Source organism: Bifidobacterium catenulatum subsp. kashiwanohense JCM 15439 = DSM 21854, from assembly GCF_001042615.1.
Taxonomy (GTDB): domain Bacteria; phylum Actinomycetota; class Actinomycetes; order Actinomycetales; family Bifidobacteriaceae; genus Bifidobacterium; species Bifidobacterium catenulatum.
Genome location: NZ_AP012327.1, coordinates 2,149,704 through 2,167,700, shown reverse-complemented (window position 1 = coordinate 2,167,700; position 17,997 = coordinate 2,149,704). Strand labels below are relative to the sequence as shown.

The 17,997-nt window shown below is 54.2% G+C and carries 15 protein-coding genes and 1 pseudogene; 8 read left to right on the top strand and 8 right to left on the bottom strand.

From position 1 onward, the window contains the following. Both BBKW_RS09180 and BBKW_RS09175 read left to right on the top strand, forming a co-directional pair. A complete protein-coding gene (locus tag BBKW_RS09180) occupies nucleotides 1-1,287 on the top strand; it encodes an ATP-binding protein (RefSeq protein ID WP_033501865.1) in 1,287 nt (428 codons plus the stop codon). A 75-nt stretch (nucleotides 1,288-1,362) separates the two neighbouring features. Continuing rightward, a complete protein-coding gene (locus BBKW_RS09175) occupies nucleotides 1,363-2,667 on the top strand; it encodes a chloride channel protein (protein WP_048349549.1) in 1,305 nt (434 codons plus the stop codon). Here BBKW_RS09175 and BBKW_RS10360 read toward each other — a convergent pair. After that, a pseudogene (locus BBKW_RS10360) lies at nucleotides 2,653-2,850 on the bottom strand (GHKL domain-containing protein); the annotation flags it as partial. The gene BBKW_RS09175 and the pseudogene BBKW_RS10360 sit on opposite strands and share 15 nt — an antisense overlap. Before the next feature lie 370 nt (nucleotides 2,851-3,220). Between BBKW_RS10360 and BBKW_RS09165 the strand changes: the two are divergent. Together BBKW_RS09165 and BBKW_RS09160 are read left to right on the top strand one after the other, a co-directional pair. Then, on the top strand, nucleotides 3,221-4,348 hold the full coding sequence (locus BBKW_RS09165) for an ABC transporter ATP-binding protein (protein WP_033501863.1): 1,128 nt from the start codon (nucleotides 3,221-3,223) through the stop codon (nucleotides 4,346-4,348). Between the two features lie 398 nt (nucleotides 4,349-4,746). Continuing rightward, nucleotides 4,747-6,156, top strand: a complete 1,410-nt coding sequence (locus BBKW_RS09160) for a DUF4032 domain-containing protein (RefSeq protein ID WP_033501862.1) — start codon at nucleotides 4,747-4,749, stop codon at nucleotides 6,154-6,156. A 224-nt stretch (nucleotides 6,157-6,380) separates the two neighbouring features. Here BBKW_RS09160 and rlmB read toward each other — a convergent pair whose 3' ends face one another. Further along, entirely contained in the window at nucleotides 6,381-7,382 is a 1,002-nt protein-coding gene (gene rlmB / locus BBKW_RS09155) for a 23S rRNA (guanosine(2251)-2'-O)-methyltransferase RlmB (protein WP_003835826.1), read from the bottom strand. A gap of 66 nt (nucleotides 7,383-7,448) precedes the next feature. On the opposite strand from rlmB, the gene BBKW_RS09150 reads away from it, so the two are divergent. Then, the gene (locus BBKW_RS09150) at nucleotides 7,449-8,729 is read left to right on the top strand and encodes an MDR family MFS transporter (RefSeq protein WP_033501861.1); all 1,281 of its coding nucleotides are present in this window, start codon (nucleotides 7,449-7,451) and stop codon (nucleotides 8,727-8,729) included. Between the two features lie 133 nt (nucleotides 8,730-8,862). On the opposite strand, the gene BBKW_RS11165 is transcribed toward BBKW_RS09150, so the two are convergent. The 6 genes from BBKW_RS11165 to BBKW_RS09130 all read right to left on the bottom strand — a co-directional run bounded on the left by BBKW_RS11165 (nucleotide 8,863) and on the right by BBKW_RS09130 (nucleotide 13,256). Next, nucleotides 8,863-8,985: a hypothetical protein gene (locus tag BBKW_RS11165; protein ID WP_260847255.1), complete on the bottom strand. Its 123-nt coding sequence runs from the start codon at nucleotides 8,983-8,985 to the stop codon at nucleotides 8,863-8,865. A gap of 397 nt (nucleotides 8,986-9,382) precedes the next feature. Beyond that, nucleotides 9,383-10,861 carry an ATP-binding protein gene (locus BBKW_RS09145; RefSeq protein WP_033502016.1) on the bottom strand — a complete coding sequence of 493 codons (1,479 nt, stop codon included), beginning with the start codon at nucleotides 10,859-10,861 and terminating at the stop codon, nucleotides 9,383-9,385. A 314-nt stretch (nucleotides 10,862-11,175) separates the two neighbouring features. After that, the gene (locus BBKW_RS11160) at nucleotides 11,176-11,298 is read right to left on the bottom strand and encodes a hypothetical protein (RefSeq protein WP_260847255.1); all 123 of its coding nucleotides are present in this window, start codon (nucleotides 11,296-11,298) and stop codon (nucleotides 11,176-11,178) included. 225 nt (nucleotides 11,299-11,523) lie between these two features. Beyond that, nucleotides 11,524-11,853, bottom strand: coding sequence for a type II toxin-antitoxin system RelE family toxin (locus BBKW_RS09140; protein ID WP_033501975.1), 330 nt, complete (start codon nucleotides 11,851-11,853; stop codon nucleotides 11,524-11,526). Further along, nucleotides 11,850-12,167 carry a type II toxin-antitoxin system Phd/YefM family antitoxin gene (locus tag BBKW_RS09135; protein WP_033501974.1) on the bottom strand — a complete coding sequence of 106 codons (318 nt, stop codon included), beginning with the start codon at nucleotides 12,165-12,167 and terminating at the stop codon, nucleotides 11,850-11,852. Before BBKW_RS09135 ends, BBKW_RS09140 begins: the two co-directional genes overlap by 4 nt. Nucleotides 12,168-12,350: 183 nt before the next feature. Next, nucleotides 12,351-13,256, bottom strand: a complete 906-nt coding sequence (locus tag BBKW_RS09130) for an HdeD family acid-resistance protein (protein ID WP_033501973.1) — start codon at nucleotides 13,254-13,256, stop codon at nucleotides 12,351-12,353. A 1,005-nt stretch (nucleotides 13,257-14,261) separates the two neighbouring features. On the opposite strand from BBKW_RS09130, the gene BBKW_RS09120 reads away from it, so the two are divergent. The 3 genes from BBKW_RS09120 to BBKW_RS09110 all read left to right on the top strand — a co-directional run bounded on the left by BBKW_RS09120 (nucleotide 14,262) and on the right by BBKW_RS09110 (nucleotide 17,995). Continuing rightward, nucleotides 14,262-15,383: a LacI family DNA-binding transcriptional regulator gene (locus BBKW_RS09120; RefSeq protein ID WP_033501971.1), complete on the top strand. Its 1,122-nt coding sequence runs from the start codon at nucleotides 14,262-14,264 to the stop codon at nucleotides 15,381-15,383. Nucleotides 15,384-15,529: 146 nt separating this feature from the next. Then, nucleotides 15,530-16,846, top strand: coding sequence for an ABC transporter substrate-binding protein (locus tag BBKW_RS09115; RefSeq protein ID WP_033501970.1), 1,317 nt, complete (start codon nucleotides 15,530-15,532; stop codon nucleotides 16,844-16,846). 180 nt (nucleotides 16,847-17,026) lie between these two features. Beyond that, complete coding sequence (locus BBKW_RS09110; RefSeq protein WP_033501969.1) at nucleotides 17,027-17,995, top strand: carbohydrate ABC transporter permease; 969 nt, start codon at nucleotides 17,027-17,029, stop codon at nucleotides 17,993-17,995. Nucleotides 17,996-17,997: the final 2 nt, after the last annotated feature.

Here is a 17,997-nt window from a genome sequence, read left to right as displayed (position 1 = left end):
ATGAGTGGTTTAAAAATGGCGGAATATCGTCCTCGCATTGCAGACCGGCGACTGGAAAAATTGCTGCGTGCTTTTGGTGCCGTTGAAATTGTAGGTCCAAAATGGTGTGGCAAAACGTGGACGGCTTTGGCGCATGCATCCAGTGTGGATCGTCTCGATGATCCCGCTACCTACGACGCCGCGTCTAACGATCCGAATTTGGTGCTCATGGGTGAGGAGCCGCATCTCGTGGACGAGTGGCAGGAGGTTCCGGCTGTGTGGGATGCTGCTCGCCGGCATGTTGACGATAATGCCAATCGTAAAGGGCAGCTAATCCTTACAGGTTCCAGCCAACCTAAGGAAACTGAGAAAATACATCATAGCGGAACCGGTCGCATTGCGAGACTTCATATGCGTCCGATGAGCTTGGCAGAATCCGGTGAATCAACAGGAAGCGTAAGCCTCGGCAAACTTTTTGAAGGCGAATTTGCACCTTCCAGAAACAAGACGGGCATTATGGATGTGGCTCGGTGGTGTTGCCGAGGTGGATGGCCGTCAAATCTTGATGTTGAAGACGAGTTCGCTTTGGAGACTCCGGCTGAATATGTACGAAGCATACTGGACGTCAATATTCCTAAGCTTGGTCTTAACCCGGAAATAATGCGGGTTCTCATGAAGGCACTTGCCATGAATGTGGCTCAGGCGCCTACCTACGAGACGCTGATGAAAGATATGTCATACGGTGATGAAGGCGTCAGCATCAGCGCTCCGACGCTGAAACGATATATGGATGAGCTGAAAAGTCTCTATCTGATTGACGATTTAGAAGGATGGGAACCTTCTCTTCGTGCAAAATCTCGAGTTCGCACGAAGCCGAAACGTTATTTCGTGGATCCGTCGCTGCCGAGCGCGTTACTGGGGGCGACTCCGGCTGTCCTTGCGCGTGACACGCAAACGCTGGGAGATTTGTTTGAAACATTGGTGATTCGTGATTTGCGCGTATATCTCGAATCGATGGGTGGTGCGAATCGAATCGCATATTATCGGGATGAAAAAGGTCTTGAAGTTGATGTGATTCTTGAATTGGTGGATGGTCGCTGGGCTGCGGTGGAGATTAAGCTGAGCGACTTGAAAGTCACGGAGAAAAATGTGGACAAACTACATGCTTTCAAAGAAAAAGTATGCGGAAATCCTCTATCTCAAGTTCGTGAGCCTGAATTCATGGCGTTTATTGTCGGGCGTGGTGATATTGCATACCGTCGTGATGATGGCATTCTGGTGCTGCCGATCGCCACGCTCGGGGCGTAACAGACGAACGCTGCGGCAGGTGGGACAATTGGGGTTGGACTGAACGAAGGAGACGGTGTGCAAGGAGTGCGGCAGATGCGGGAATCGCAGGAATCGCAAAAAACACGAGAATCGCAGGAGTCGCAAAATCCTCAAGGAACGCAGCCAAAGATCAGCAGAATTCCGGCGCTGATTGCGGCGGTGGTGATTGTGGGAGTGGCCATTGGTGCGGCCGCCGGTCTGCTGACGTTGATGCTGTACGGCGTCGAGCATCTTACGCTCGGCTATGTTGAGAATTCGCAGGAATCCGGCCCGTTCAACGTTCCTGTGATTCGTCGACTGATTTCCGTGACCGCGGGTGCGGCCATCGCGGCCGTGATTTGGTGGCTGTTGCGTACGCGCAGTACGAAAGTACCGTCCGTTAAAAAGGCGGTAGATGGCGATATTATGCCGATTTGGCAGACCGTCGTGCATGTGCTGCTGCAGATTTTCATTGTCGGTGCGGGCATGTCGATCGGTCGAGAAGTGGCGCCGCGCGAGTTGGGTGCGATGTTCGGTCAACGGTTCGCGCGTTGGGTGCATCTTGATACGAAAGACACTCGCATGCTGGTGGCGATCACGGCTGCGGCTGGCCTTGCGGGCGTGTATAACGCGCCGCTTGCGGGCACGTTTTTCGCGGTCGAGATTCTGCTCACCGATATAACCCTCGAAACGGTGACGCTCGCATTCGCCTGTTCCGCGCTGGCTTCGTGGGTGGCGTCGCTGGTCAAGGGCACGCACACGTTCTATTTGATCGGCGAAACCGACGGTTTGTTTACCCCCGATTACATGGCGTTCGCACTGGTTGCCGGCATGATTCTCGGCGTTGCCGGCGCGCTGTTCCGTCGCGGCTCGCAGTGGGCTGAGAAATCCAAGCCGTCGGGCGTTGACATTCTGTGGATGCTGCCGCTCGTTGGCTTGCTGACCGGTGTGGTGGCGATTTGGGCGCCGCAGGTCATGGGTAACGGTCGTGCCGCCGCGCAGTTGAGTTTCTCGTCCGACGTTGATTTGGCTGTGCTGCCGATTTTGTTGGTTTCATTCCTTGCGAAGGCGATTGTTACGCTGTTGACGATCCGTTCCGGCGCTTCCGGTGGTGTGTTGCAGCCGGGTATTGCGCTCGGTGCTTCGGGGGGTGCGTTGCTTGGCATTCTATGGATGCAGATATTCCACACGAACTCAATCGGCATGTATGCTCTGCTGGGTGCGTGCGCGCTGTTGGCTGCGTCCCAGCAGGCTCCGCTTATGGCGATTTGTTTGGTGATGGAACTTGCGGATGCTCCGATTAATCTGTTTGCGCCCATTGGCTTCGCGGTTGCGGTCAGTGCGTTCGTCGCAAGCCGTTTGGAACGCAAGTTTGATTAGTCGCTGTTCGTATTTCGGCAGTTTCGACGTCGCTTCGATCGCATTGTCGAGCGCGTTGCCGAACAACGACGCGATATCCATCGACGACATGCCACTTAACAGCGATCCGTCCGCGACCGCGGTGAACGTGATTCCGCGATCGGCGCAGGCGCGTTCTTTCGTGGTCAGAATAACGTCAAGTACCAGTTGGCAGCTTGCGGGGTCGTCCTCGACCACGCCGATTCGAATATTGCGCATTGCAACCTCCCTGTTCTGTCTTTCGCTTCGCACCATTGTCTTGCATGATGGCGATAAATGCGTGTATTTACTACGCTGTTAGCCCCTTTTGCCAGCGGAGACAAACAGCGCGACTCGCGACACGCATTGACAGTTTTAGCGTTGTATGTATCATGGAACGTGGCTCAACGAAGAGAACCTTCGCTAAACCAAAAAATAAATTAATGCTTTGAATTGTGGCTTTGTCGAAGTTGTAAGCCGCAAGGCGAGGCGCCGAAAGAAATCCCTTTACAACGGATCGTGAGGCACGTACCTGCCTCTGAAAGGATGACAAATCATGGCAGAAGTCGTATTCGACCATGTTACTCGTATCTACCCGGGCAACGATAAGCCGTCGGTGGATGATTTGAATATGGACATCAAGGACGGCGAGTTCCTGGTGCTGGTTGGCCCGTCTGGCTGCGGCAAGTCCACCACTCTGCGTATGCTCGCTGGTCTTGAAGAGGTCAACAAGGGCCGCATCCTCATCGGGGGCAAGGACGTCACCACGATGCAGCCGAAGGACCGCGACATCGCAATGGTGTTCCAGAACTACGCTCTGTACCCGCACATGACCGTGGCCGACAACATGGGCTTCGCCCTGAAGATCGCCGGCACCCCGAAGGAAGAGATCCGCAAGCGCGTCGAGAAGGCCGCTGAGATCCTCGACCTGACCGAGTACCTTGATCGTAAGCCGAAGGCTCTGTCCGGTGGCCAGCGTCAGCGCGTGGCCATGGGCCGTGCAATCGTCCGTGAGCCGAAGGTCTTCCTCATGGATGAGCCTCTGTCCAACCTCGATGCCAAGCTCCGCGTGCAGACCCGTACCCAGATCGCTGCTCTGCAGCGCCAGCTGGGTGTCACCACCCTGTACGTGACCCACGATCAGACCGAAGCTCTGACCATGGGCGACCGCATCGCCGTCATCAAGCTCGGCATCCTGCAGCAGGTCGGCGCCCCGACCGAGCTGTATGATCGTCCGGCCAACGTCTTCGTCGCTGGCTTCATCGGCTCCCCGTCGATGAACATCAACACCCACCCGGTGGTCAACGGCAAGGCAAAGATCGGTGAAGACACTGTGGATCTGCCGGCCGAGGCTGTCAACAAGCTCACCGCTGAAGACAACAACCAGATCGTCGTCGGCTTCCGTCCGGAAGACGCTTCCCTGGCTGCCCCGGATGACGCCAATGCCTTCTCCCTCAAGGTCATGAACGTTGAGGATCTGGGCTCCGACGGCTACATCTACGGCAACATCATCACCGATGGCTCCGCTGCTGAGGCATCCACCATGATGTCCGACCAGAACAAGCTCACCACGATCCGCGTGAACCCGCGTGCTCTCCCGAAGGTCGGCGATACCGTCAAGATCAAGATCGACCCGTCCAAGATGCACCTGTTCGCTCCGTCGACCGAGCTGCGTCTGAACTGAGCTGATACCGAGTAACCAACCGTTGGCTGTTTCTTCAGGGGAATATCCTTTGCGGAAATCGGCTGGCGGGTGGCTGAATAAAAGCTTGGCGGAAGCGCGAACTTCCGTCAACCATTAAACGAGACGTACTCTTCCTCTCTTACCGTCTCGTTGGAGAAGCCCCGCGTTGGTGCGGGGCTTCTTTTGTTGTATCTGCAATAGTGAGATTTGTTTTCCTGTAGTGAGATTCCGTTATTGAGATTGCAATGGTGGAATCTCAAATGAAATGCGATATTGGAATTTCAATGGTGATCATCGCATATCGATGGATGGAATATCGATGGATGAAATATCGGCAGGTGAAACGGATTCGTCCATACTTGCTTCTTCGGGTAGGTCAACAGGTAAATTGTTGATTTATGGAATCTCTTGAATTGCCACAGATGGATCCCCGTGTGCTGAAAGCAACTTCCGTGAAGGCCGGAGATCCGGCCGTATCATCTCCGGAGCCGCAGGCGTTGAAAATCACCGCCGCAAGCTCGAATCCGAAGATGTTCACCCTGCCGTGGGAAAAGCCGCTGGCTACTTGGCCGGAAGACCTGCTGGCCAATCTTCCGCGTGGTATTTCCAGGCACGTGGTGCGTTTCGTACACGTGGGTGACGAAGTGTACGCCATGAAGGAAATCACGCGCAATGTGGCGGAACGAGAATACGAGCTGCTGCGTCGCCTGCAGAAGCTGGAACTGCCGACCGTGCAGCCAATCGCCGTGGTCACGGGCCGTCATAGCCGTGAAGGCGAGCCGCTGGAAGCGATTCTCGTTACCAAGCATTTGAAGTTCTCACTACCGTATCGTGCGCTGTTCGCGCGTAATCTGCGCCCTGATACCGCGGAACGACTGATCGACGCGCTGGCTGTGCTGATGGTGCGCTTGCATTTGGCCGGCTTCTATTGGGGCGATGTGTCGCTGTCGAACGTGCTGTTCCTGCGTGATGCCTACGCGTTCTCCGCATTTTTGGTTGATGCGGAAACCGGTGATCTGCAGATTAACCTGACGGAAGGCCAGCGCGAATACGATGTTGATTTGGCTCGTACGAATATCATTGGCGAATTGATGGATCTTTCGTCCGGCTCGCTGCTGCCGAGCGGTGTTGATGAGATTGAGATCGGCAACCGTTTGGTGGATCGTTATCATTCGCTGTGGAGTGCGCTGACTGATACCGACAAGTTCGGTCCGGATGAGATGTGGAAGATTGAGAAGCGCGTCAACAAGCTGAATGAGCTTGGTTTTGATGTGGATGAGCTGGAAATGAAGACCGCCGAAGATGGCAAGCGCGTGCTGGTGCGTCCGCGTGTGGTCGATGCCGGTTATGCGAATCGTAAGCTGCTGCGTTTGACTGGTCTTGATGTGCAGGAGAATCAGGCTCGTCGACTTCTCAACGATTTGGATGCCTACCGTGCTTCCACATGGCGTGATGGTGAGGATCTTGAGATTGTTGCCACCGATTGGATGCGTGAAGTGTTCGAACCGACCGTACGCATGATTCCGCGCGAATATCGTTCGCAGATCGAACCGGCGCAGTTCTTCCATGAGGTGCTTGACCACCGTTGGTTCCTGGCTGAGAGTGCTGGTCATGATGTGCCGATGGCCGAGGCTGTGCAAAGCTATGTGGATAAGGTGCTTCCGCAGTACAAACTCACCACGAAGGATGTGGCCGCCCTGAACGCCGAAGCTGATTCCGGTGTGATCGACGACGAATACACCTATGACGATCCTGACGACGGCTACAACCCCGACGACGATCCCGACGCAGCCGTATGGGCACATTGATAGAAAAAGCTCCAGTGGAGCTTTTTCCAATGTGCCCTGAGATGAGGCGATAGCCGAGTCGAAGGCAATGCTGAGTCTGCGGTAAGCCTAGGATCAATCCAAGTACAGACTTGCATAACAAATGAGCGGATAATCCGTATGGACTATCCGCTCATAATCATTCCAGACGTGCTGCTTTGCCGTATTTGCTTCCGCAGTTTCGCTGTGCTTGCTGTTGCGCGTTATTACTTCGCGTTGGCGGCGGCACCGGCCTCACGACGGGCGCGTGCGACGGAATACAGTGTGATGCCTGCTGCGACGGAAGCGTTCAGTGATTCGACCATGTTCGACATTGGGATGCCGGCGATGGAATCGCATGTCTCGCGTACAAGACGGCTCAGGCCGTTGCCTTCGGAACCGAGCACTACGACCAGCGGATCGGTTTCGAAACCGGTTTCGCCAACGAGGGCGTCACCGCCACCATCGAGGCCGACGCTGTAGTAGCCGCGTTCCTTCAGGCTTTCAATGGCTTTGGTGAGGTTCACCACGCGGGCGACCGGCATGTGTGCGGCAGCTCCTGCGGACACCTTCCATGCGGCTGCGGTGACTGAAGCGGAGCGACGTTCCGGCAGAATCACACCGTTAGCGCCGAATGCGGCTGCGGAACGGATGACTGCGCCCAGGTTCTGCGGATCGGTAACGCCGTCAAGCGCGATGAACAGCGGACGTGCCGCAATGCGTGCGCTTGTGGAGTTGGCCGCTTCCATGGCGCGGGACTTCTTGTCAGCGCGTTCCACCAGCTCGGCGAGCGAGGAATACTGGAACGGCTGCGCCTTCATCACCACGCCCTGATGGTTGGAGGAGCGTGCGATACGATCCATTTCCAAACGGTCGGCTTCCATGAGGTTCAGTCCATGAATGCCGGCGAGGCGAATGATTTCGCGCGTGCGGTCATCATGTTCGATGCGCGCGGCCACATACAGCGTGCTCGCAGGCACACCGCAGCGCAGCGCCTCGAGCACGGCATTGCGGCCGATGACGAGATCATCGGATTCCGAGCTGAACTTTGCCGCGCGACGGCGCGCTGCCAGCCGCGGATCAGCCATCTTACGGCGATTCGTGGCCTGCTTTTCCTTGTAAGCCTTGTGATACACGCGGTCTTCGGCCTTGGGAGTCGGTCCTTTGCCCCTCAGCGAGTTACGATGCTTTCCACCCGACCCCTTGGTCGGTCCTTTTTTCATTGCCATAACTGCCTATTGTCCCAGCACCCCGGGAAAACGGCCGCTTCGCTCCTAACCGATATGATGGATGGAATGGAGAAAAGAAGAGAGATTTTTGGTTTGCCCGTCATGTTCTGGGGTTTGTGGGCCACGTTGCTCATCCTGTGGATGGGCCGTTTCGTCACATCGTTCCTTTCCATGTATCTTGTTTCCGACATGCATGTGAGCGCGGGCGTGGCCGGCACCATCGTTTCCATGTACGGTTTCGGTGGCATTTTCGGCTGCCTGTACGGTGGCGCGTTGTCTGACCGATTCGGGCGGCCTGCGATGATTGTCATCGGCAACTTGGGTTCCGCTGCGATGCTGGTTTTGCTGGCTTTTATCGGCGATCCTTGGATTATGGCGATTGCGTTGCTGATATACGGTGTGATTTCCTCCATGCCGACGCCCGCGGTCGCGGCGTACGTTTCCGACGTTGTCCCGTTCCGTAAGCAGAAGCGCGCGTATTCGTTGCAGACGTGGGCTGTGAATTTCGGTTTTGCGATCGGGCCGATCATCGCCAACCAGCTTGTCAAGATTTCCTATTCGCTGATGTTCTATGTGGAAGCGGCGGTGCTGGTGTTCGCCACGTTGCTGATGATGGTGTTCTTCAAGGAAGCCGGATTGGGTGTGCGCGTTGCCGGACGGTTTGTGAAACGCGTCGTGAAACAACCTATGGAACGTTCTGAAACTTCACAAACTACCCAATCGCAGCAATTCTCCATATGGCGTAGCTATCGTCGCGCGTGCGCCGACAAAGCGCTCATGTCGATGGTGGTGTTGATGTTCCTGTACACGCTGGCGTATTACCAGATCGTCAGCGGCCTGCCGATCTCCATGACGCAGATTGGGCTCGGCACGGACGAATATTCCAGCCTGCTGACCATCAACGGTGGCATTCTGTGCTTGCTGCAGATTCCAGCGATCGCGTTGTTTCAGCGGATGAGCAACACCCGTGTGCTGGTGCTTGGCATGTCCATCACGGCGGTTGGTTACGCGTTCCAAATCGGCGCCAATTCGTGGGTGACATTTGCAATTGCGACCGTGTTGTGGACGCTCGGCGAGCTTGGCACGTTCCCGATTGCCGCCACGACGGTGGCGAACATCGCTCCAAAGGATGTGCGCGGCACGTATCAGGGCCTGTACAACCTGGTGTGGTCGCTGTCCAATGCGTTCTCGCCGCTTGTCGGAGGTTGGATTCTGAACGCGTTCGGTAGCCATGTGCTGTGGACCTGCTGCACGGTGATGTTCGTGATTGTGGCGATTGGTTTCTATGTGACACGCGGTCCCCGTGAATGTGCCGCAGCCCGTAATCTCGCTGCTGAGGAGGTGTAGCCGGCGTACGTGAAAGCGGGAGGCCGCGATTCCGTTTGGAACCGCGGCCTCCCGCTATGTGATTTAAGGATTGGAAAGAAGGGGAGCGGGGTGCTGCCGCGCCTGCGCCTTGCCTCCTGTCTAGGAAGCGGTCTTACTTGTTGAGGACCTTCTTGAAGAGGTCAGCGGAAGCCTTGGCGAGGGCGAACTGGCCGAAACCCGGATCGATGGAGGCGAGGTTGGCGTTGATGATCTGATCGAAAGTGTTGTTCTTCATGATGTTTCCTTTCGGACGGCCGCCTGGTCTCTTTTGTCTTCCGTCTTCTTCACGTCGCGCGGTCGTCGCTGCTGTCTTTGTTCTCTTGTTCTTCGTTCTTCTGTTATTTTTCTGTTGTGCCTTCACTATAGGCACGCCGGTATGCGTTCGTCATTCCGTAATCCTTATTTTTATTGTATGATCATCGGTTCATCTTGAAGAAAATGTAAATAATCTGCCTGCATAACGTTGCTTCCGATGGTTATTTGGGAGTGTTTCGGCTCGGAACGACTCGAATTGCCGCAGAACGAAACCGGTGACGTCAGTCTGTCCGCTTGTTGCGGCCAGACTGACGATGCTACCTGCATTGTGCGTTGGCCGGTTGCTGGTGGGGTTCGTACGAAGTTGGTGAGACGGGTTATTTCCCAGCCAGCCGATACCGCTGTTTTGGGCTGCGCGCCGGTTCCGTCGGCTCCACAATTTCGTTAGCGATCATGGTCCGCAGGTGACTGGTGATGGCCGAACGGGATAGCCCCGATAGCTCAGACAGTTCCTTTGAAGTTGCGGAACTGCGCTTGCTCAGCAGTTCGATGATTGCTTCTTCTACGGATAGTGGGTTAGTATTGGTTTTCTCGCTTTTCGTCATTCTGCGTTTGTTGAAAGTCAATGAGAAAAAAGTCAACGTGTTAAGCGGTTTCGGTGGATTCATGAGCGCAGCTTGGAGCTGCTCTTCGATGACTTGGTAACCCGTTCCGCGATTCTCTACAACATACCCGCCACCGGGATATGGTGTGGTTTCCAGAATGTTGGAAAGGAATTGGTTTCTTGAAGAAGAGATGCCCACGGTGCCCAACGTGTCGATGGTTACGTTGCCGAACAATCCGCCGGGATTAAGGATTTCTAACCGGTCGGCATACAGGTTCACCTGCACTTGTGATCCGCGGGCGTCTGGCGAGTAATCGCGGTGCATGAGTGCGTTGGCGATTGCCTCGCGAACCGCCTTACGCGGATAATCGGGCACATCCTGGCGAAATGCTCCCTCGATTACGGCTCCGGTACGCATGTTTTTGGTGACGGCATTCAATGCGTCTTCAATAATGAAAGGAATGGGGCCGATGATGGTCTGTGCGTCAAGGAATCTGCGGTTCTCGTCCACTATTTCGGCTTTGGTGATACCTGGGAAAGCGGTGAAAGTGATATTAAGCCTCGGGAAGAATTGCTGAGGGAATGATCCGAGTGCCAGCAGGCCGCCAAGCGTTGGCCGGATGGTTCCTTCATCGTCCTTTTTTGCGACGTGCATGCTGATGGTGATGTTTTCGTCACTGCGAGTGCCGAAAATACGTGGATGCAATTCACGTTGACGGTTGATGAATTGGGAAAGCAGATTGTGGTCCAGATCGTCTAGTGTGGCCTGCGCCACAATTTCGTTGTCGAATGTGGGCTGGCTGTGTTCTTCCATGAGGCGGTCGATTTCATATTGGCTGAGCTTGCGATCGCCGTCACCGGTGCGGATGTACGACCCTTGGTAGCGCCCTTTAGTGGTGATGTAGCACGGTCTGTCTTTGAGTGGCATTGCGGGGATGTGCGCCATGAGAACGTTGGTGCCTTCAAAGGGAATTACTTCCAGCGTCGGCCGTACGCGAGGCGTCATCTGCTCGCATTTGGCGCTCAGCGCTTCCTGTATGGCGCGCGCGTCGAAGGATTCCACCGGCGTGAACCCTTCCTTCTCAGATATGCCGAGAATGATGGTGCCTCCGTTACCGTTGGAAAAGGCGGACAGGGTATCGGTGATGCTTTCAGGTATTTTGTTACGTGCTTCCTTGACTTCGCAGGTTTGAGTATCGTTGCCGATTTGACGCATCTGTAGGATGAGATGTTTGAGTTCACTTGCGTTCATGACCGTCTCCCTGGCGCAAATCCATTTACTTGCAACAAGCTTAACATAACTTAACAGCAACTTCGCAGTTGTTAAGTTTGCTGTTAAGTTCGTGCGAAGTTAGGTGGAAAACGATGTATTGGCATGATTGCGCGGAGCGAATGGTGAATATTGCCGGCAGGGCAGGTGCGTGTGTGTATGCGTGCGCATGCGAAAAGCGGGAGGCCGCGATTCCGTTTGGAACCGCGGCCTCCCGCTATGTGATTTAAGGATTGGAAAGAAGGGGAGCGGGGTGCTGCCGCGCCTGCGCCTTGCCTCCTGTCTAGGAAGCGGTCTTACTTGTTGAGGACCTTCTTGAAGAGGTCAGCGGAAGCCTTGGCGAGGGCGAACTGGCCGAAACCCGGATCGATGGAGGCGAGGTTGGCGTTGATGATCTGATCGAAAGTGTTGTTCTTCATGATGTTTCCTTTCACTTGGCTTGGCGGCGCGTCTTTTCTTCTTGTCATTCCTCTGGCCGCTGCCGTAAGTCTGTATTGTGTTTGTCTTTTTCTTCGTTCTTCTGTTGTGCCTTCATTCTAAGCCGGGCAAACCATCAATATCATGCGACGATCGTCACTTCTTTTGTAAAATCATCGGCTAATCTTGAAGAAAAGTAACATTCGTCGAAAATTGGCGGACGTATCTTATAGTCCATATTCTTTGCGTCTCCTGTCGGCTTTGATGTAAGCGTCACTGTCGGAACGAATGCCAACGACGATGATGGTCATGATTCCATCTCGCAGTAACGGTTTGTAAACAACTCGAATGCCGATATCCCTGAATTTGATTTTGCAAAGCCCGGAAAGTTTCGTTCGTTCGGCATTTCGTAACGGGTTGCCATACCCGCCTTGCGAGGTGGGCAGTGGGTTTGTACGAATTTTCTCGATTCCCTTGAGTACTTGGATTTGCTCGGCTTTGCCGAGTTTGCGCATGTCTTTCTTGGCTTCGTCAAGCCATTCAACTTGCCAGTTCATGCAAGTTCCGGCTCAGGTGCCTCGGCGAGGTCGCTTGGGGAAATGCCGAGATCGAACATGACCTCTTCGTTGCTGATAGTTGTGCCAGTGCGGTTGGCGAGTCTTTTTTCGGCAAGAAGCAAGTCTTCGTTGTCTTCGATTCGTTCCATGAGAGCTCGATAGTTTTCGATATTCATGAGAACGTAGGATGGCTTGTTTCGTTTGATCAAAATGACTGGATCATGGTCGGCCCGCTGCAACAATGCGGAAGTACGACCATTGCTGAGATCGCTGATTGGAGCAAGGTCATCGAGTATGTCAAGTGCGCTTGCCATGATAAACCTTTCTTAAAACCGAATTTCATACCCAATTATATACCAGTATTAATACCAAGATTCATGGTTGTGCGACTTTGAATCTTGGTATAAAGAACGATTTTGCTATGAAAAGGGCACCTTGCGGATGCTCGGTGCCCTTGGGAAAACAATAATCAGACTTTACGGCCTGCGCCGTGAAAATTACTTGCGATTGGGTTTACCAAACGTGAATGCGCGCACGATTGCGACGATGCCGATCGCCACAAGCGCGCATCCGCCGAACAGAATCAGCCAGGTTGTGGAGCTGATGGGGGAGAACAGCACGATGAAGCCGGCGATAATCGACAGCAGCGCGTAAATCACGGCCCATGCGGAGCTTGGCATGCGCCATGATTCCACGAGCGCCATCACGCCTTCCAGCATCCAGCCGAGGCCGACCACCATGGTGATGAGCACAGCGAGCGTGGCTCCGGAAAGCGCTGCGTTCTTCAACATGACCACACCGCCGACGGACAGCATCAGGCCGATCAGAATGTCAAGCACGCGCCATCCGCCCGGAAGCCCGAGTTCCACGATTGCGGTCACAATGCGAACCACGCCGGAAACTACGAAGTATGCGCCGAGGGCGATCGCGGCGACTTTCAGTGTGGCACCAGGCCAGATTAGCAGTGCTAGGCCGAGGATGATGGCGGCGATGCCAAGTATTGCATAGGTGCCGCGGATCGCGTTCTTCGCCTTCTTCGGCAGCCATTCCTCCGCAAGTTTGAACGGGCTGATCGGCTGCCAATTGTCGTTGCCGGTTCCTGGTTGGCTGTTCTGCTGTCCGTACGGTTGGCCGGTGGTGTAGCTTGCGTAGAAGAAGCCGTTCTGGTTCGGGTTTTGGTTGGCGTTGGGATCGCCGAAGTAGCGTGGGATCTGCGGTTCGCTCTGATACGGATTACCCGAATTGTTGGGATTGCCGCCCTGCTGCTGGGATTGCGATTGCTGATTTGGCGCGTATGCCCCGTATTCCGGCTGACCTTGCGGTTGCTGTCCGTTGCTGCCGTTCTGATTCGGATTGTTTGTGTTCGGATCGTTCGCATATGGGTTGTTCATTGCGTCGCTCATGACGGCCCCTTTCCTTGAAGAGCTTGCTTCGTGACGTTCGGATGTGCATGAATGTGTTCGCCTGCGCTCAAACGTTTCGGAAGCCCTACCCCTCATTCTAGGCAATCTGTCTAATTTAAGCCATCAACAAAATCTTCCTCATCGTCCATTTTGTAGGGTTGTACCTCACGATTTCATTTTCATCAAGAAAAAACGAATCGTGAAGTTAAATTTGTCGAATCATGCGACGAAAACATCAAATTGTGCGGTGATTTGTCTTACTTCTTGAATTGCTTTTCTACTATGGGGGCTGGTTATTTTGCAGTTGCTTGATTGCAGAAGCATCTTCGGAAACTTGCGGAGACGAAACCGAAACGGTCGGTGTGTAGATTCTTTTGCGGACGGGAGTTGCGCAAGGCGAAGCTTTGTACGTATACAGTGCTGCGCGATGACGTGCTTTGAAGTCGGCAGGGGAGAACGTTTTGTTGTTGGCGATCAGCGGCTGATACGTACCTGTAGCGAACGGCAGTTTAGGGTGCTTGACATATGAAGGTGCAGAGGCGTGAACAGCGGAATGTACGTATCGCATTGTCGCTTCCGTTGAGGCACAACCCCTGAAAATGGGAATTACGGGCACGCCGAATCGTCACCTATACTAGTGCGCTCGTTTGGACGATTGAATGTCCTATAAGCAACTGGAAGGTGTCTGGACGGTGAACGTGTCAGTCTTCGATGTCGTTGACGTAGGGACGCAGCTTGGCGAGGAGTGCTTCGGAGTCAATCGTGGCGGATTCGTAGAGCAAAAGCATCGATGCCGTCGTACTCGTGCCGATGGATTGGAACCGGACGCTTGGACTGGGAACGAAGGCGCCGTCCGAACTGAGTAATATGTGATTCCTGCTACTTGTACAAGGATCAGCCATCCTCTTCGTCGGTTGAATCTAAATAGACAAAAGGTCATTGTAGGGTGGTTGTGAGTGAATACGGCTATTGCTCTTACATAGCAAATCGCAAAGGAGTATATGGATGGGTATCAAAGATGTTGCCGCGAGGGCTGGCGTGTCCATTAGTACAGTGTCGTACGTGATGAGCGGTAAGCGAACCATCAGCAAGGAGACTCGCGATAAGGTTATGCAGGCCGCTGCGGACTTGGGGTATCGGTCCAAGTCGCAGAAGACTCGGGGTGCTGACGACAGACGTCTCAATGATACGGCGGTGGGAGATAGGTCAACTGGTACTGCAGCTGATGGGAGCAGAACCGGGTGGCGAACTCGTCCACGAACCAAAGTGTTGGCGGTAAGCTCGCCTGTTCATTCGTACACCAATTATTCGAATTATGCGCAGTTCTTCTTTGGATTGGCCACCAGCGCCAGGCAGCATGGATATGATCTGATGTTGCTTATGCATGAGTCTGGTGGTGCCGAAATGCGCCGCGTAGCCAATAACAATATGGCCGATGGCATTCTGTTGTTGGATGTACTGATGGACGACTTGCGCGCCGAAGTTGCCAAATCTATCGACCTGCCGGTTGTCTCAGTTGGTTACCCTGAAAATTGCGGCAGCGTCTACTGCGTTGATTTTGATTTTGCTCGTATGGCTCGTGAGGTAGTCGAGCGCGCCTATGAACTTGGTCATCGCCATCTGCTGTTTGTGGGCGCCAACGCATCTGCGTACCGTGCCGGCTCGAACTTCCTCGTCCGATTCCGCGATGCATTGTTGGAGCGTGCGAAGGTGTTGGGAATGTCAGTCGTGTCCAAATATGCCGCCATCGGCGATCTTCATGAGGCGGGACGTATACTTGATGACTCCTTCGCGGAGGATCCCAAGATTTCATTCATTGTTGGTCAGACCAGTGCGGCGCAGATTGGTAATATGCAGACAGTGCTTCGTCACATGGGCAAGAGCATTCCAGCTGATATTTCGATGCTTGCTGCCGGAACATGCGGTGGCGTGATGCAGTTGCCGCAACCAGTTGACGAGATTCCGTTGTCGCCGGCAAGCGTCTGTTTGAGGGCGATTGATCTTATGCTGGAAGTAATCGAAGGTGAGCGCAACGGTTCCGGTTATGTCGAGTTGCTGCCTTATGAATACCAGGCGAGAGGGACGGTGACCTCCAGCGTGCGCGGGAACGTAGCGGCGTTTCGCTAATCGAAATTTCGATAGTTGTGTCGAACACTTTTGCCGAAATTAGTTCATTCGTTTAACTTCAATAATGAAGCCGATGGAGGCTGGAAGGTTCCGGGACTTATCCTGGAAATCTTACTTTAGCAATGGCGCTGAAAAAGGAGAAAACGATGAAGCGATCCCGTAAGATCATGGCAGCCGTTCTGGCTGTAGCAAGCTTGATGGGTATGACATCCCTCTCTGGTTGCGGAAGCAGCAACAATGCTCAGGAGGAAAATCCTAAATCCATCAAGATCTGGCACTACGAGGAAGACAATGGTGCTATGGGCAAGGCATGGAAGAAGGCCATGGATATCTTCGAGAAAGAGACTGGTGTCAAAGTCGAATTTGAGAAGAAATCCTTCGAGCAGATCCGCCAAACTGCCAGCCAAGTGCTCAATTCTGATGACGCTCCGGACGTCATGGAATACAACAAGGGCAACGCCACCGCAGGTCTGCTGGCCAGTCAGGGACTGCTGAGTAACCTCAACGATTACGTCAAGCAGTACAAGTGGGACAAGAAGATTTCTGGTTCTTTGGCCGACACCGGCAAATACAATGACAAGGGCGTGATGGGCTCCGGTGACTGGTACGGCATTACGAACTACGGTGAAGACGTCGTGATGTACTACAACAAGGACATGTTCGACAAGTACGGTATTGAGATTCCGACCACTATGGATGAGCTTGAGACTGCGATGCAGAAGTTCAAGGACAATGGCATCACTCCGCTCTCCGAAGGCGTGGCCGAATACCCACTGCAGCACCTGTGGTGGCAGCTGGTCCTGCAAAAGGCCGACAGCAAGTTCCTGAAGGCCTACGAGATGTACGACGGTGACGTCGATTGGCAGGGCAAGGCCACCACCTACGCAACCAACACCATCAAGAAGTGGGTCGATGAGGGATACATCTCCAAGGACTGCACCGGCACCAAGGCCGAAGACGCCGGACAGAACTTCATCAAGGGCACCTACCCGATGTTCTTCTCCGGCACATGGTGGTACGGCCGCTTCCAGAGCGATATCGCCAAGAACTTCAACTGGACCATCGGTACCTTCCCAGAATCCAAGAAGATTCCCGGTTCCTCTGGCAACATCTGGGTGATTCCGGAGAACTCCAAGAAGAAGGATCTCGCCGCCAAGTTCATCAACATCACGCTGAGCGAGGAAGTACAGGACCTGATGGGCAACAATGGCGGTCTGCCGATCGCGGCGAACGCCGACAAGATCACTGATCCGTCCAACAAGGAGCTCGTCGAATCCTTTAGCAAGGTGGTGAAGGAAGACGGCCTCGGCTTCTACCCGGATTGGCCGACCTCCACTTTCTATGACGAGCTCAACTCATCGCTGCAGGAGCTCGTCAACGGCACCTCCGATACCAAGACGGTACTCAATCAGATGAAGGACAACTACGACAAGGGCGTCGAAGCCGCTGGCGTCAAGAACTGAGCGCCTGAGCCATAACTGAAAATAATTGAACCCAGGTGTGCGGGGTTCTCCCCGCACACTTTTCCTCTCATGTCAGACTTTTCCGGGCCATGGCAACGCTGTCAGGCCCCATGCATCTGCAATCGAAGATTATTGCCGACCGGATGCCATATGTACGTTGAACTTGGAAAGTGACCTGCTATGACTACGACAAAGAACAAGAACCACTCGGTCGTTCCGATGGATGCCCATGAAAAGGGGATGTCTCGAATCCCCGGCAGCCCGTCCAACAGGTTCTGGCTATATTTGATCCCAGGCTTTCTGATGTTGCTGTGGATTATCATCATCCCTGCCGTGTGGAATGTGTATCTGAGTTTCACCAACTACCGTGGTATCAAACCGCCGGTTTGGTGCGGATTGTCAAATTGGACCAAGCTCATGCATGACACCACATTCTGGATCTCGTTCCGCAACTCGATCTGGATGATCATTGCTATGGTGGTCATCCCCATCCTGCTTGGTCTGATTCTTTCCTCTCTTGTGTTTGACGTAGTACAGAAGAAGTTTGGTGCAAAAACCGCCTCAACCATGCGGGCCATCTACTACTTCCCGCAGCTGCTGCCGATTTCCGTCGCGGCTCTGGTCATGGGCTGGATATTCCGACCGGAAAACGGCGCGTTGAACGCGCTGCTCAAGGCGGTCGGTCTAGGCTCGCTGCAGCATGATTGGCTCGGCAAGCCAGACACCTCACTGATCTTCCTGATGCTCATCATGATTTGGATTCAGGTCGGCTACCCTCTGGTCATCTTCATGTCCGGTCTGCAGCGCGTCGATCCGGAACTGTATGAGGCAGCCAGCCTCGACGGCGCTAACTGGTGGCAACGGTTCCGCGCCATCACACTGCCGTCCATCAAGCCCGAGATATTCGTGGTGGCGCTCACCTGCACCATCGCGGCTCTCAAGGTGTTCGGTCCGGTCTACATGCTGACCAAGGGCGGTCCGGGAACCAGCACCATAGTACCGTCGTACTATTCGTACACGCAGTTCTTCCAATCCCAACAGGTCGGCTACGGTGCCGCCATCTCCACGGCATTAACCGTGGTGGTCGTCGTGGTGTCGATTATCTTCACCAACGTGCAGGAGAAGGTCGCGAAAGAAGACGAGGAGTGATC